The sequence below is a fragment of the Streptomyces otsuchiensis genome, assembly GCF_004305975.1.
GTDB classification, from domain to species: Bacteria; Actinomycetota; Actinomycetes; order Streptomycetales; family Streptomycetaceae; genus Streptomyces; species Streptomyces otsuchiensis.
Genome location: NZ_BHZI01000016.1, coordinates 22,892 through 37,396, shown reverse-complemented (window position 1 = coordinate 37,396; position 14,505 = coordinate 22,892). Strand labels below are relative to the sequence as shown.

At 71.2% G+C, this 14,505-nt stretch carries 14 protein-coding genes; 13 read left to right on the top strand and 1 reads right to left on the bottom strand.

The annotated features are described in order from the left end of the window. Nucleotides 1-47: 47 nt before the first annotated feature. The 8 genes from E0D90_RS03240 to E0D90_RS03195 all read left to right on the top strand — a co-directional run bounded on the left by E0D90_RS03240 (nt 48) and on the right by E0D90_RS03195 (nt 9,690). Complete coding sequence (locus tag E0D90_RS03240; RefSeq protein WP_130796522.1) at nt 48-1,880, top strand: L-aspartate oxidase; 1,833 nt, start codon at nt 48-50, stop codon at nt 1,878-1,880. Next, nucleotides 1,877-2,944 carry a carboxylating nicotinate-nucleotide diphosphorylase gene (gene nadC, locus E0D90_RS03235; protein ID WP_130796519.1) on the top strand — a complete coding sequence of 356 codons (1,068 nt, stop codon included), beginning with the start codon at nt 1,877-1,879 and terminating at the stop codon, nt 2,942-2,944. The genes E0D90_RS03240 and nadC overlap by 4 nt, the downstream gene beginning before the upstream one ends. Continuing rightward, nucleotides 2,944-3,741 (top strand): type III pantothenate kinase, encoded by a 798-nt coding sequence (locus E0D90_RS03230; protein ID WP_103502393.1) that lies wholly within the window; start codon nt 2,944-2,946, stop codon nt 3,739-3,741. The genes nadC and E0D90_RS03230 overlap by 1 nt, the downstream gene beginning before the upstream one ends. Before the next feature lie 521 nt (nt 3,742-4,262). Then, the gene (locus E0D90_RS03225; protein ID WP_103502394.1) at nt 4,263-4,454 is read left to right on the top strand and encodes a hypothetical protein; all 192 of its coding nucleotides are present in this window, start codon (nt 4,263-4,265) and stop codon (nt 4,452-4,454) included. A gap of 165 nt (nt 4,455-4,619) precedes the next feature. Continuing rightward, nucleotides 4,620-5,108: a BlaI/MecI/CopY family transcriptional regulator gene (locus tag E0D90_RS03220; protein WP_130796518.1), complete on the top strand. Its 489-nt coding sequence runs from the start codon at nt 4,620-4,622 to the stop codon at nt 5,106-5,108. Between the two features lie 16 nt (nt 5,109-5,124). Then, on the top strand, nt 5,125-5,637 hold the full coding sequence (locus E0D90_RS03215; RefSeq protein ID WP_130796517.1) for an amino-acid N-acetyltransferase: 513 nt from the start codon (nt 5,125-5,127) through the stop codon (nt 5,635-5,637). Nucleotides 5,638-5,806: 169 nt separating this feature from the next. Next, on the top strand, nt 5,807-6,139 hold the full coding sequence (locus tag E0D90_RS03210) for a histone-like nucleoid-structuring protein Lsr2 (RefSeq protein ID WP_103502397.1): 333 nt from the start codon (nt 5,807-5,809) through the stop codon (nt 6,137-6,139). 1,025 nt (nt 6,140-7,164) lie between these two features. After that, nucleotides 7,165-9,690 (top strand): ATP-dependent Clp protease ATP-binding subunit, encoded by a 2,526-nt coding sequence (locus tag E0D90_RS03195; protein WP_103502398.1) that lies wholly within the window; start codon nt 7,165-7,167, stop codon nt 9,688-9,690. 128 nt (nt 9,691-9,818) lie between these two features. On the opposite strand, the gene E0D90_RS03190 is transcribed toward E0D90_RS03195, so the two are convergent. Beyond that, nucleotides 9,819-10,412: a TetR/AcrR family transcriptional regulator gene (locus E0D90_RS03190; RefSeq protein ID WP_103502399.1), complete on the bottom strand. Its 594-nt coding sequence runs from the start codon at nt 10,410-10,412 to the stop codon at nt 9,819-9,821. 177 nt (nt 10,413-10,589) lie between these two features. Here E0D90_RS03190 and E0D90_RS03185 point away from each other — a divergent pair, with 177 nt between their 5' ends. The 5 genes from E0D90_RS03185 to E0D90_RS03165 all read left to right on the top strand — a co-directional run bounded on the left by E0D90_RS03185 (nt 10,590) and on the right by E0D90_RS03165 (nt 14,459). Then, the gene (locus E0D90_RS03185; RefSeq protein WP_438827365.1) at nt 10,590-12,272 is read left to right on the top strand and encodes an MDR family MFS transporter; all 1,683 of its coding nucleotides are present in this window, start codon (nt 10,590-10,592) and stop codon (nt 12,270-12,272) included. A gap of 212 nt (nt 12,273-12,484) precedes the next feature. Then, the gene (locus E0D90_RS03180) at nt 12,485-12,691 is read left to right on the top strand and encodes a hypothetical protein (RefSeq protein ID WP_103502400.1); all 207 of its coding nucleotides are present in this window, start codon (nt 12,485-12,487) and stop codon (nt 12,689-12,691) included. Nucleotides 12,692-12,792: 101 nt separating this feature from the next. Then, nucleotides 12,793-13,437 carry a DNA-3-methyladenine glycosylase I gene (locus tag E0D90_RS03175; protein WP_130796515.1) on the top strand — a complete coding sequence of 215 codons (645 nt, stop codon included), beginning with the start codon at nt 12,793-12,795 and terminating at the stop codon, nt 13,435-13,437. Nucleotides 13,438-13,568: 131 nt separating this feature from the next. Next, nucleotides 13,569-13,949 carry a helix-turn-helix transcriptional regulator gene (locus E0D90_RS03170; protein ID WP_227869954.1) on the top strand — a complete coding sequence of 127 codons (381 nt, stop codon included), beginning with the start codon at nt 13,569-13,571 and terminating at the stop codon, nt 13,947-13,949. A 51-nt stretch (nt 13,950-14,000) separates the two neighbouring features. Continuing rightward, nucleotides 14,001-14,459: a VOC family protein gene (locus E0D90_RS03165; protein ID WP_130796514.1), complete on the top strand. Its 459-nt coding sequence runs from the start codon at nt 14,001-14,003 to the stop codon at nt 14,457-14,459. Nucleotides 14,460-14,505 lie beyond the last annotated feature (46 nt).

Here is a 14,505-nt window from a genome sequence, read left to right as displayed (position 1 = left end):
GCCCCGCCCCGGCGGCCTCCGCCGCACCGCGTCCCGTCCCGGGCGCCGTGCTCGGCCCCGCCCCGACCTGGGCCGTCTCCGCCGACGTGGTCGTGGTCGGCTCCGGCATCGCCGGACTGACCGTCGCGCTGCGCTGCGCGGAGGCCGGGCGCCGCACGGTGATCGTCACCAAGGCCCTGCTGGACGACGGCTCCACCCGCTGGGCACAGGGCGGCATAGCCGCGGCGCTCGGCGAGGGCGACACCCCCGAACAGCACCTCGACGACTCCCTGGTCGCCGGAGCCGGTCTCTGTGACGAGGAGGCCGTCCGCACCCTGGTGACCGAGGGCCCGGGCGCGGTGGGCCGGCTGATCGCCGCCGGCGCCCGCTTCGACACCACCCCCGCAGGCGAGATCGCGCTCACCCGCGAGGGCGGCCACCACCGCCGACGCATCGCCCACGCCGGGGGCGACGCCACCGGCGCCGAGATCTCCCGCGCCCTCGTCGGCGCCGTGCGTGACGCCGGGATCGAGACCATCGAGCACGCGCTCGCCCTCGACCTCCTCACCGACCCCGACGGACGGGCCGCCGGAGTCACCCTGCACGTGATGGGGGAGGGCCGGCACGACGGCGTCGGCGCCGTCCACGCGCCGATGGTGGTGCTGGCGACCGGCGGCATGGGGCAGGTCTTCTCCGCAACCACCAACCCCGCCGTCTCCACGGGCGACGGCGTGGCGCTGGCCCTGCGCGCCGGGGCGGAGGTCTCCGACCTGGAGTTCGTCCAGTTCCACCCGACGGTGCTCTACCTCGGCGCGGACGCCCAGGGGCAGCAGCCGCTGATCTCCGAGGCCGTGCGCGGCGAGGGCGCCCACTTGGTGGACGGCGCCGGCGAGCGGTTCATGGTCGGCCGCCACGAGTTGGCCGAGCTGGCGCCGCGCGACATCGTCGCCAAGGGCATCATGGGCCGGATGCGGGAGACCGGCGCCGCCCACATGTACCTCGACGGACGGCACTTCGGCGCCGAGATGTGGGAACGCCGCTTCCCCACCATCCTCGCCTCCTGCCGCTCGCACGGGATCGACCCGGTCACCGAGCCGATCCCGGTCTCCCCGGCAGCGCACTACGCCTCGGGCGGGGTCCGCACCGACCTGCACGGCCGCACCACCGTCCCCGGGCTGTACGCCTGCGGCGAGGTCGCCTGCACGGGGGTCCACGGCGCCAACCGCCTGGCCTCCAACTCGCTGCTGGAGGGCCTGGTCTTCGCCGAGCGGATCGCCGCAACCGGTCTGGCCGAACTGCCCACCCACCGGGCGGACGCACCGGACGCAGCGGACGCACCGGACGCAGCGGACTCCCCGGTCCCGCCGGTCTCCCCGGACGCGGCCACCGCCGGGTGCCCGCTCCCGCCACCCGAGGCGCGGCGCGAGATCCAGCGGGTGATGACCGAGGGCGCGGGCGTACTGCGTTCGGCGCGCAGCCTGGCGGCGACGGCACGCGCCCTCGACGCGCTGCGCACCGCCGACAAGCCCGCCGAACCGGGCGTCGACGCCTGGGAGACCGCCAATCTGCTGCTGGTCGCCCGCGTGCTGGTCGCCGCCGCCGAGCGGCGCACCGAGACCCGCGGCTGCCACTGGCGGGAGGACCACCCCGAGCGGGACGACACCGGCTGGCGACGCCATCTGCTGGTCTCCCTCGCGCCCGGGACCGGCGCGGCCGAACTGTCCGTGGGGACCACCGCCGACCAGTCCTTCGGCCCGGTCGCCACCCCGCCCGGCGGCGCGCCCGCGACGGCCACCGCACCCGCGACGGCCACCACGCCCGCACCCTCCGACCCTTCCGACGACGTGGCCGGTACCGGCTCCGCCGTCCCGCCCGGCGACTCCGAGGAGATCACTCGATGACCACCGCCAGCCCCGATCACCGGCCCGAGCCGGCCGTCCTCAACCTGCTGCCGGCCGCCTCCGGGCCGGGCGCCGACGCGGAGACGCCCGGCTGCGGCTGCTCCGCCGACGGCTCCGGCTGCGCCGGGGACGGCGCCGGCCACCTGGACGTGGTCTGCGGACTCGACGCCGAGCTGGCCGGTCTGCTGGAGGCTGCCGGGCTCGACCCGGTCGCCGTCGAGGACATCGCCCACCTGGCGCTGGCCGAGGACCTCGACCAGGGCCCCGACGTCACCACCAACGCCACCGTCCCGGACGAGGCCGTGGCGACCGCCGACTTCACCGCCCGCGAGGCCGGGACCGTCGCCGGGCTGCGGGTCGCCGAGGCGGTGCTGTCGGTGGTGGCCACCGACGACATGGAGGTCGAGCGGCACGTCGAGGACGGAGACCGGGTCGAGGCGGGCCAGGTGGTGCTGTCGGTCACCGGCCGCACCCGGGACCTGCTGACCGGAGAGCGCACCGCCCTCAACCTGCTCTGCCGGCTCTCCGGCGTCGCCACCACGACCCGCGCCTGGGCCGACGTGCTGCGCGACACCGGGGCGACGGTCCGCGACACCCGGAAGACGACGCCGGGTCTGCGCGCGCTGGAGAAGTACGCGGTGCGCTGCGGTGGCGGCGCCAACCACCGGATGTCGCTGTCCGACGCGGCGCTGATCAAGGACAACCACGTGGTCGCCGCCGGCGGGGTCGCCGAGGCGTTCACCGCCGTCCGCGCCGAGCTGGCGGCCTGGGGCACACCGGACCTGCCGATCGAGGTCGAGGTGGACCGGCTCGACCAGATCGAGCCCGTGCTGGAGGCGGGCGCCGACCTGCTGCTGCTGGACAACTTCTCGCCCGAGGAGACCCGGGAGGCGGTCGCGCTGGTCGCCGGCCGCGCCCGGCTGGAGTCCTCGGGGCGGCTGACGCTGGAGAACGCACGGGCCTACGGGGAGACCGGCGTGGACTTCCTGGCGGTGGGCGCGCTCACCCATTCGTCGCCCATCCTCGACGTCGGGCTGGACCTTCGGTCCCGGGAGCGCGACTGATGCTGCTGACCATCGACGTCGGTAACACCCACACCGTCCTCGGTCTCTTCGACGGCGAGGAACTCGTCGAGCACTGGCGCATTTCCACCGACGCCCGCCGGACCGCCGACGAGCTGGCCGTGCTGCTCCAGGGGCTGATGGGAATGCACCCCCTGCTGGGTCAGGAACTCGGCGACAACATCGACGGCATCGCCGTCTGCTCCACGGTTCCCTCGGTCCTGCACGAGCTGCGCGAGGTGACCCGGCGGTACTACGGCGATATCCCGGCGGTGTTGGTGGAACCCGGCATCAAGACCGGTGTGCCGATCACCACCGACAATCCGAAGGAGGTCGGCGCCGACCGCATCGTCAACGCGGCGGCGGCCGTCGAACTCTACGGCGGCCCCTGCATCGTGGTGGATTTCGGCACCGCCACCACCTATGACGCCGTGACCGCGCGCGGTGAATACGCGGGCGGCGCCATCGCACCGGGAGTGGAGATCTCGGTCGAGGCCCTCGGTATGCGCGGCGCCCAGTTGCGGAAGGTCGAGCTGACCCCGCCGCGTCAGGTCATCGGCAAGAACACCGTGGAGTCGATGCAGTCCGGGATCGTGTACGGATTCGCCGGCCAGGTCGACGGCGTGGTGGAGCGAATGCGCCGCGAACTCACCGACGATCCGGATTCCGTCACGGTGATCGCGACCGGCGGCCTGGCGCCTCTGGTGCTGCGAGAGGCGACGGTCATCGACGAGCACGAGCCGTGGCTGACACTCGTCGGGTTGCGGCTGGTATACCACCGCAATATCCCCCGTTACTGAGCGCGCCGTACCGCTCACCACGAAGGACGGCGATCGGCCCGGCGTTCGCCGCGCGGGGCGGACTGGCGGGAAATCCGGTTCGGGGCCGGCGTGTTTCCCGCCACCCGTTCGGCGCAATCCGGGGACGGGCCCGTTCGGTGAAAGCCTTCGCCGAGGTCAGGCGCGGCCCACTGTCCGCCGGTGCTCGGCGGTGTCCGGCGCGCCGGTGTGGCCCGGCGCGGACACACGGTGACCCGCATCTTCTGTGAATTGTCCGTTTAGCGGCTAATCTCGTCGCATGCGTATGTCAGACGCCGAGAACGGCGAGCAGGAGAACGCACGGCGCCGGGGGCGCGACGACTCCCGGCGGTCCGGCGGGAATCCCGCCCCGGGTCGTCCCGTCCCGACTCCGGCGGACGTCTTCCGCCGCAAACGCCCCGCGCCGCAGAGCCCCCCGCCCCCCGACGAAGCCACCGAATAGGTCCCGATACGCTGGGGAGTGCCCGGGCGGGCCCGGGCGCCCACCCAAGGAGCCGGAGACCGTGGACTACGTCATCGCACTCTTTCCCCCCACCGTCATGGCCGTCGCCTTCACCTGCCTGATCGTGACGATGGTCCGCTCGCAGGGCGGCGCCAACAAGTACAAGGAAGACGCCGCCGCGGACGCCATGGCCGCCGCGAGCGCCGCCCGTGTCGAGGCCCGCGTCGAGGCCCGCGAGGGTCGCGCCGGCTGACACCCCCTCCCGGCCCCACGGCCCGGCTCCCCGGACGCGGGTGCCGTGCCGCCGGGTCCGGTTCTCCCGCGCCCGCTCCGGGGCGCCCGTGGCCGGGTTTCTGCTCCCGGCCCCCGCCGCGGCACCCATCCCGGCAGATCGGACATTTCGCGCTATCCTTCAGGCGTGCCCCGCCGACTCGGAGAACTCGAAGACGTCGTGATGACGCGCGTATGGGAGAGAAACCGGCCGGTAACGGTACGCGAGGTTCTGGAGGACCTTCAGCGGGACCGTTCGATCGCGTATACGACGGTCATGACGGTGCTCGACAATCTGCACCGCAAGGGCTGGGTGCGCCGAGCCCAGGAGGGCCGCGCCTATCGCTATGAGGCGGTCTCCACCCGCGCCGCGTACTCCGCGGCGCTCATGAACGAGGCGTGGTCCGCGAGTGACAACCCCGCCGCCGCGCTGGTCGCATTCTTCTCGATGATGTCGCCCGAGCAGATCCCCGCATTGCGGGACGCCCTCCGTGTGCTCGACATCCCGGGGATCACCCTCGCCGAGTCGGCGGGCACCGGCCCGGAGGCCGACCCAGGCCCCGCACCGGCCCCGGGGCCGGAAGGGGACCCCGAGGTCTCGGCAGACGGACCTGAGGGCAATACCCCGGCGGCCTGACGGTAGCCTCGCCCGCGTGAACGCCTCGGAAATCACGATACGCCGGGCCCGCACGGCCGATGTTCCCGCAGTGCGCCGGCTGGTCGACTCCTACGCGAGTGAACGCATCCTCCTGAACAAGCCCACGGTCACTCTTTACGAGGACATTCAGGAGTTCTGGGTCGCCGAGCGGGATCACGACGCCGCCGTCGTGGCGTGCGGCGCCCTCCACGTGATGTGGGAGGACCTCGCGGAGGTGCGCACTCTCGCGGTCGATCCGTCACTGCGCGGTCAGGGAGTCGGTCACCGCCTGCTGGAGAAGCTGCTGAGCACCGCGCGCTGGCTCGGCGTCAGGCGTATTTTCTGCCTCACCTTCGAAGTGGGCTTCTTCGGCCGTCACGGCTTCCAGGAGATCGGTGATACGCCGGTGGACGGGGACATCTACAGCGAGCTGCTGCACTCCTATGATGAAGGTGTTGCCGAGTTCCTGGACCTGGAACGCGTGAAACCCAACACCTTGGGTAACAGTCGCATGCTGTTGGTGCTCTGACTGTCAACCCGCACATTTTTTTCTGGGGGGCTATGCCCGAATCGTCCCGAGCTGTCGGGCGAGATGGCTGTCCCAAAGACAGCCCAGGGTTTGTGTTTTTCCCGGAAGGGCGGTTTGATTACGCACGCAGCACAAAACATTCGGCGAGCAAAGAATGAGGAGTAGCCCGGTGGCACAGAAGGTTCAGGTCCTTCTCCTCGATGACATCGACGGCGGCGACGCGAGCGAGACCGTTTCGTTCGCGATCGACGGCAAGTCCTACGAGATCGACCTCAACGAGGAGAACGCCAAAAAGCTCCGTGACTCCCTGGAGCCTTACCTCAAGGCCGGTCGTCGCGGCGGTGGCCGTGCCGCTCGTGGCGCCCGTGGTGGCCGTGCCGCCGCCGGTGGTCCGGACACCGCGAAGATTCGCGCCTGGGCCAAGGAGAACGGTTACGACGTGAATGACCGTGGCCGCGTTCCCGCCAACATTCGCGAGGCATACGAAAAGGCGTCCGCCTGAGACTGCCGACGCGGGCCGTCCTCGACGGCGGTCCGGTCGAATCGCGTTCGCAGGCATTCGGACGCGGCGACGCCCACCAGCCGGGCCAGATCGGCCCCGGTGTGTGCGGCGGCGGACGACCCCGTTCCGTGTCCGGGGGGCCGAACCCATCGCTGGTCGGCCCTCCGGGGGATGCGGGGGTCCGCTCGCGCCGTGGGCGCCCAGGCGACGCGAGGGACGAGCCCGAGGTCCACGCCGTCCCACTCCAGCCACGCCAGGAGCCCCGGAACCTCCTCCGCGCTGCCCTCGGGCAGCAGCAGCGCCATCCGGCCGGGCGCCGTCAGCAGTGCCGGGCCGTCATGGACCCCCGGCCGCGCCAGGACGGCGCGCCCCGCCGCCTCCGGCATCTCCAGTGCGTCCCAGTGCCCCGCCTCGCCGACGTCCGCGGCCGGCCTGGGCTGGGGAATCCTCAACGTCATGCCCGGATCAACTGCGCCGCACCTCAAGGGTTACGCTCGGTTGACAGGGTGCGGCCCAGTGTGCGGGTCCGCCTCCCCGTGTCGTTCCCTGCGCCGGTCGGGTGATGGTGGCCGCCGGGTGCCGGAAGAGGCGTCCGGGGTGGGTACGGCTCCCGCGTGTCCCGCCGATTGTCGGTTGCCGGTGTTCGCCGGTAGCGGATGTTGTGGGAGCGGGCTGCATGGAGTGACAGCCTGGACGGGTAGGAAGCCGCTAGTGAAGAGGGGGCGGTCCCGGCAGGATCACGGGTATCCGACCGGCACGGTGGACAGCGTTGTTCGCCCTCGGCGTAAGCCCTGTCCGGTGGATTCTCCCGATCTGCGGGAACATCGTCTCTCACTATCCGGTTGAACTGTTGTCGGCTGTTCGGGGCAGGAGGGCCGTTGTCGGCTGCGCTGATCCGGCGCTTCGGCGATTCGGACCGGTGTCGGCAGTTGGAATGAGCGGTCCCGGGCCGCGGGACTAAGCTGCGGAAGGACAGAGAGGGGACCGACCCCTTACTGACTGACCGCTCTGAGGAGCGATTAACGATGTTCGAGAGGTTCACCGACCGTGCGCGGCGGGTTGTCGTCCTGGCTCAGGAAGAAGCCCGGATGCTCAACCACAACTACATCGGCACCGAGCACATTCTCCTGGGCTTGATCCACGAGGGTGAGGGTGTCGCCGCTAAGGCCCTGGAGAGCCTCGGGATCTCGCTCGAGGCGGTCCGCCAGCAGGTGGAGGAGATCATCGGCCAGGGCCAGCAGGCCCCGTCCGGCCACATCCCCTTCACCCCCCGGGCCAAGAAGGTGCTGGAGCTCTCGCTCCGCGAGGCACTCCAGCTGGGCCACAACTACATCGGCACCGAGCACATCCTGCTCGGCCTGATCCGCGAGGGCGAGGGCGTCGCCGCCCAGGTCCTGGTGAAGCTGGGCGCCGATCTCAACCGTGTGCGGCAGCAGGTCATCCAGCTGCTCTCCGGCTACTCGGGTGGCAAGGAGGCCGCCACGGCGGGCGCGCCCACCGAGGGCACCCCCTCCACCTCGCTCGTGCTGGACCAGTTCGGCCGCAACCTCACGCAGGCCGCCCGCGAGTCCAAGCTCGACCCGGTCATCGGGCGCGAGAAGGAGATCGAGCGGGTCATGCAGGTGCTGTCCCGCCGCACCAAGAACAACCCGGTGCTGATCGGTGAGCCCGGCGTCGGCAAGACCGCCGTCGTCGAGGGCCTGGCCCAGGCCATCGTCAAGGGCGAGGTTCCCGAGACGCTGAAGGACAAGCACCTCTACACCCTCGACCTCGGCGCCCTGGTCGCCGGTTCCCGCTACCGCGGTGACTTCGAGGAGCGCCTGAAGAAGGTGCTCAAGGAGATCCGCACCCGCGGCGACATCATCCTGTTCATCGACGAGCTGCACACCCTGGTCGGCGCCGGCGCCGCCGAGGGCGCGATCGACGCGGCCTCGATCCTCAAGCCGATGCTGGCCCGCGGTGAGCTGCAGACCATCGGTGCCACCACGCTCGACGAGTACCGCAAGTACCTGGAGAAGGACGCCGCGCTGGAGCGCCGCTTCCAGCCGATCCAGGTCGCCGAGCCGTCGATGCCGCACACCATCGAGATCCTGAAGGGGCTGCGCGACCGGTACGAGGCCCACCACCGGGTCTCCATCACCGACGCCGCCCTGGTCGCCGCCGCACAGCTGGCCGACCGGTACATCTCGGACCGCTTCCTGCCGGACAAGGCGATCGACCTGATCGACGAGGCCGGTTCCCGGATGCGCATCCGCCGGATGACCGCGCCGCCGGACCTCCGCGAGTTCGACGAGAAGATCGCGAACGTCCGCCGCGAGAAGGAGTCCGCGATCGACTCGCAGGACTTCGAGAAGGCCGCCTCCCTCCGCGACGACGAGAAGCAGCTGCTGACCGCCAAGGCGCAGCGGGAGAAGGAGTGGAAGGCCGGCGACATGGACGTCGTGGCCGAGGTCGACGAGGAGCTGATCGCCGAGGTCCTCGCCGCGTCCACCGGCATCCCGGTCTTCAAGCTGACCGAGGAGGAGACCTCCCGGCTGCTGCGCATGGAGGACGAGCTGCACAAGCGGGTCATCGGCCAGCAGGACGCCATCAAGGCGCTCTCGCAGGCGATCCGCCGTACCCGTGCCGGTCTGAAGGACCCGAAGCGCCCGGGTGGCTCGTTCATCTTCGCCGGCCCGTCCGGTGTGGGTAAGACCGAGCTGTCCAAGACGCTGGCGGAGTTCCTCTTCGGTGACGAGGACGCGCTGATCTCCCTCGACATGTCGGAGTTCGGCGAGAAGCACACCGTCTCCCGGCTGTTCGGCTCGCCTCCCGGCTACGTCGGCTACGAGGAGGGCGGCCAGCTCACGGAGAAGGTCCGCCGCAAGCCGTTCTCGGTGGTCCTCTTCGACGAGGTCGAGAAGGCGCACCCGGACATCTTCAACTCGCTGCTGCAGATCCTGGAGGACGGTCGTCTGACCGACTCCCAGGGCCGGGTCGTGGACTTCAAGAACACGGTCATCATCATGACGACCAACCTCGGCACCCGGGACATCTCCAAGGGCTTCAACATGGGCTTCGCCGTGGCCGGGGACGTCAACACCGGCTACGAGCGGATGAAGGCCAAGGTCAACGAGGAGCTGAAGCAGCACTTCCGCCCCGAGTTCCTCAACCGTGTCGACGACACGGTGGTCTTCCACCAGCTGACGCCCGAGGACATCATCAAGATCGTGGATCTGATGATCGCCCAGGTGGACGAGCGGCTGAAGGACCGGGACATGGCGATCGAGCTGTCCCCGGACGCCAAGCAGCTGCTGGCCAAGCGCGGCTACGACCCGGTGCTCGGCGCCCGTCCGCTGCGCCGGACCATCCAGCGCGAGATCGAGGACGTGCTGTCGGAGAAGATCCTCTTCGGCGAGCTGCGGCCCGGTCACATCGTGGTGGTCGACACCGAGGGCGAGGACAAGGAAGCGAAGTTCACCTTCCGCGGCGAGGAGAAGTCCTCGCTGCCCGACGCCCCGCCGGTGGACGCCGCCGCGGGCAACGGTCCGAACCTCTCCAAGGACAGCTGACAGCGCCGAACGGCTGACAGCGGCACCTGACGACCGCGCCCCCGCCGCCTCGACAGAGGCGGCGGGGGCGCGGTCGTGTGTGTGAAGGAGACCGGACCGGGCCGCCACCGGGCCGGGCGGTGCGCGCGTCAGGCGGGGTCGTGGTGTGCGGCGGTCACCAGCTCGTCGGCGACCTGGAGCACGGCCAGCCGCTTCTCCTCGGGGTCGCCGTCGAGGTACTGGGTGGCTTTGAAGATGCCCGCGTGCATCGTGTAGAGCGCGCCGAGTCCCCGGACGCGGTCGATCAGCTCGGCAGGCGGCGGCACGATCAGCCGGCCGAGCGTCCTGACCCGGTCCTGGAAGCGTTCGGCCAGCCGGAAGCCGCGCAGGCTTCCCTGGTTCTCGTGCATGAAGCGGAACATCGGCCCGGCGGCCTCCAGCGCCACGCTGTAGCGCCGCAGCATCTCCCGCTTGTTCTCCAGCGTGGGCGGCTGCTCGCCCGCCCACGCCAGCAGCTCGTCGATCGGACGGGTCTCCTCGTCGTAGATGGCGACGAGGAGGTCCTCCTTGGTCTTGAAGTGGTAGTACAGCGCGGCCTTGGTGACGTCGAGTTCCTCGGCGATCTCGCGCAGGGAGGTCTTGTCGTAGCCCTGCTCGGAGAACTGCCGCAGCGCCACCTCCTGGATGCGCCGGCGGGTGTTGCCCCGGCGCGCTCCGCGTGCGCCGCCGCCCGTGCCGCTCATGCTGTCCTCGTCCCTTCGGCGCCCGCCCCGGTAGTCCGGTCCGGTGGTCCGGTCCGGCGGGGCGTGCGGCTCAACAAACTGACTTGACGCCCGGCAAGTGGCTGCCGTAGCTTGCGATACTGTACCTGAACTAGCCGGTCGGCAAGTAAGTGGACCGATCACCCCGGTGGGAGCGCAGTGAGCCAGCAGACCGAAACCCCTCAGCGGGCAGACGGCAAACGCCCTCGCGGCATCCGGATCGTTCTCGTGGCCCTGATGATCTCAGCGCTGCTGGCGATGCTGGACAACATGATCATCGCCACCGCGATGCCGACCATAGTGGGCGACCTCGGCGGACTCGCCCACCTCTCCTGGGTGGTCACCGCCTACACCCTGGCCACCGCCGCCTCCACCCCGATCTGGGGCAAGCTCGGCGACCTCTACGGCCGCAAGGGCATCTTCCTCACCGCGATCGTGATCTTCGTGGCCGGCTCGGTCACCTCCGGCGCCGCGCAGACCATGGGCCAGCTGATCGGTTTCCGCGCCCTCCAGGGCCTGGGCGCCGGCGGACTGCTGGTCGGCGTCATGGCCATCATCGGCGAGCTGGTCCCGCCGCGGGAGCGCGGCCGCTACCAGGGCATGTTCGCCAGCATCATGGCCGTCGCGATGATCGGCGGCCCCCTCCTCGGCGGAGCCATCACCGACCACCTCGGCTGGCGCTGGGCGTTCTACATCAATGTGCCGCTCGGCGCGGTCGCCCTGGCCATGGTCGCCACCGTCCTCCACCTGCCGAAGCGGCGCAGCACCGCCCGCATCGACTACGTCGGCGCCGTCCTGCTGGTCGTCTCGATCACCTCGCTCGTCCTGGTGACCACCTGGGGCGGCTCGGAGTACGCCTGGCTCTCCCCGGTCATCATCGGCCTGGGTGCCCTCGGGCTGGCGACCCTCGCCCTCTTCATCGTCGCGGAACGGCGCATCGCCGAGCCGCTGCTGCCGCTGGGGCTCTTCCGCAACGCCAACTTCTCGATCGCCGTGGGGATCGGCTTCCTGCTGGGCATCGTGATGTTCGGCTCCATGATCTTCCTGCCGGTCTTCCAGCAGGCGGTCCAGGGCGCCTCGGCGACCAACTCCGGCATGCAGCTGCTGCCCATGCTGCTGTCGATGATGATCGTCTCCCTGCTCGTCGGCCGCGCCACCACCCGCACCGGCCGCTACCGGGTGTTCCCGATCGCCGGCGGTGCCCTGGTGGTCACCGGGCTGTTCCTGATGTCCACCATGACCACCGACACCAGCCGCGTCACCTCCGGCGTCTTCATGGCCGTCCTCGGCTGCGGCATGGGCTGCCTGATGCAGCTGACCATGCTCATCCCGCAGAACAGCGTCGAGCTGCGTGACATGGGCGTGGCCTCCTCCACGGCCACCCTCGCCCGCACCCTCGGCGGCTCCTTCGGCATCGCAGCGCTCGGCTCGCTGTTCAACTCCCGGATCGCCGCCACGCTCGGGGAAGGCGCCGGGGGCGCCGGGAGCATCGAGATCGGCGAGGGCGGTGCCCAGCTGGACGCCGCCTCGCTCGCCGCGCTCCCGGAGGGCGCCCGGCAGGTGTACCAGGAGGCCGTCACCTCAGGGGTGACCTCGGTCTTCTTCGTCGGAGCCTGCTGCGCCGTCCTGGCCTTCGCCGTCGCCTGGTTCATCAAGGAGGTGCCGCTGCGCGGCGCCGAACCGGCCGCCGCGGGACCCGCCGGTGGTGGCGGCGATGCGGGTGGCGCGGCGGCGGTGGCCGGACGGCCGGGCGAGCACGCTCCGCAGCCGGCCGCCGATGTCACCGATGTCTCCGACGACCCCGACGGCCCCCGTGAGGCGGTCGACGCCACCCGGCGCTGACCGGCACCCGCCGGACGGACACGGCACGGCCGGGGCGGACGAAGGCACTCAGCCTTCGCTGCCCCGGCCGCCGCCATGCCCCGGGCCTTGTGTCGGCGGCCCGGCCCGGCCCCGTCCGTCGGGAACCGCGCCCGGCTGGCGGGGTTCCGGAGCACCGCGCACCATGGAGAGGCCGACCGACCAGGTGAGCCGAACCACGAGGTGGTGCCGTCATGGAACACACCATGCGTGCGGAGTACACCGAGGACGACCCCGACCGGGTCCGCAGCTGGCACATGGTGCGCGGCACCTCGACGACCGCGATGTGCGGCAAGGCCCTGCGCGCCGACGCCGCCGCCCGCTCCGACGCGGGCTGGGGCGACGACCCCTCGATGATGTGCCACACCTGCGGCGCGCTCTATCTGCGCGAGGTTCCCTGACGTCTTCCAGGGTGGGCCCGGCCGGGCCGTCGCCGTGGCCGGTCGCCGCAGCCGTTCGCGGGTGCGTCCCGACTGTCAGTGGTGTGGTGCAGACTGCCCGCATGGACGACTCCACCACGACCGGTGCCACCATCGCCGGGAGCACCGGCGGTGACGAGGAGAACGGCGGGCCGGTGGCCGGCCCCGACGGGCGGCTCCGCTGCCCCTGGGGCGCCGGGCCCGACGACTACCGCGCCTACCACGACGACGAGTGGGGCCGCCCGGTGCGCGGCGACGACGCCCTCTTCGAGCGCCTCAGCCTGGAGGCGTTCCAGTCCGGACTGTCCTGGCTCACCATCCTGCGCCGCCGCGAGGGCTTCCGGGCCGCCTTCGCGGGGTTCCGCGTGGCCGAGGTGGCCCGCTACACCGACAAGGACGCGGCCCGGCTCCTCACCGATCCCGGCATCATCCGCAACCGGGCCAAGATCGCCGCGACCCTCGCCAACGCCCGCACCCTCGCGGAGTGGCAGCCGGAGGAGCTGACCGAACTGATCTGGTCCCACGCCCCGGAGCCCGGTCCGGCACCACGCCGCCTCGGTGACGTGCCGCCCGTCACGCCCGAGTCCACCGCGCTCGCCAAGGCCCTCAAGCGCCGGGGCATCCGCTTCGTCGGGCCCACCACCGCCTACGCCCTGATGCAGGCGTGCGGCCTGGTCAACGACCATCTCGCCCGATGCCACGTCCGACGAACCGTCACCGCGCCATGATGCCGGGGCCCATGAGGCCGGGGCCCGCGATGCCGGCCACGCTTCCCACGCCGCCGAGTCGGCCGGTGAGTACGGCGGTGAACACCTCCGACCTGGGCCGGCTGCGCCAACTGCGCCGCGCCAAGGACCTCATGGACAGCGAGTGGTCCGGCCCCGCCGACGTCCCGGCCGTCGCCGCCCATGCCGGCTACTCCACCTACCACTTCATCCGTGCCTTCCGGGAGACCTACGGCCGGACGCCGGGCCAGTACCTCACCCTGCGCCGAGTGGAACGCGCGCAGGAGATGCTGCGGACCGCGAACCTCTCCGTGACCGAGATCTGCGCGCTGGTCGGCTTCAGCAGCCTCGGGACGTTCTCATCCACCTTCAAGCGGCTCACCGGGGCGACACCCACCGAGTACCGCGACCGTCACCACCGGCGTGCGGAGGCTCGCATCCCGAGCTGCTTCATCCTGCTACACACCGGCGGCCTGACGCGCGCCGAACGCGGCAATTCTGAGGAAGCCGGCTGACCCGGCCGCTGTCTACCGTGGTGGCTCCCGCATCCGAGGCAAGGAGCCACCATGATCAGGAACGTCTCCATCACCACCGTCTGGTCCACCGACCAGGACCGTGATCTGGCGTTCTTCGTCGATGTCCTCGGCTTCGAGCTGCGGACGGACATCCCGATGGGCCACGTCCGCTGGGTCACCGTCGGCGTGCCGGGCCAGGACGACCACGAGTTCACGCTGATGCGCACGGACGGCCCCGGCGTCGACGCCGAGTCGGCCAAGGCACTCACCGCCCTCGTCACCAAGGGGATACTCGGCGCCGCCGTACTGCGCACCGACGACTGCCGGGGCGACTACCGACGGCTGGCGGCCAAAGGCGTGGAGTTCCTCCAGCAGCCCCAGGAGCGGCCCTACGGCATCGAGGCCGTCTTTCGGGACCTCTCGGGCAACTGGTTCTCCCTCAACGAGGAGACGGAGGGACTGGACACCTCCAAGCCGTGGGACGACTCCGCGTACCTGCGGGAGGAGTGAGGCCGGAGCGGCACTGCCGGCGCTCGGTCTGTGGTGCCCGGCCTGG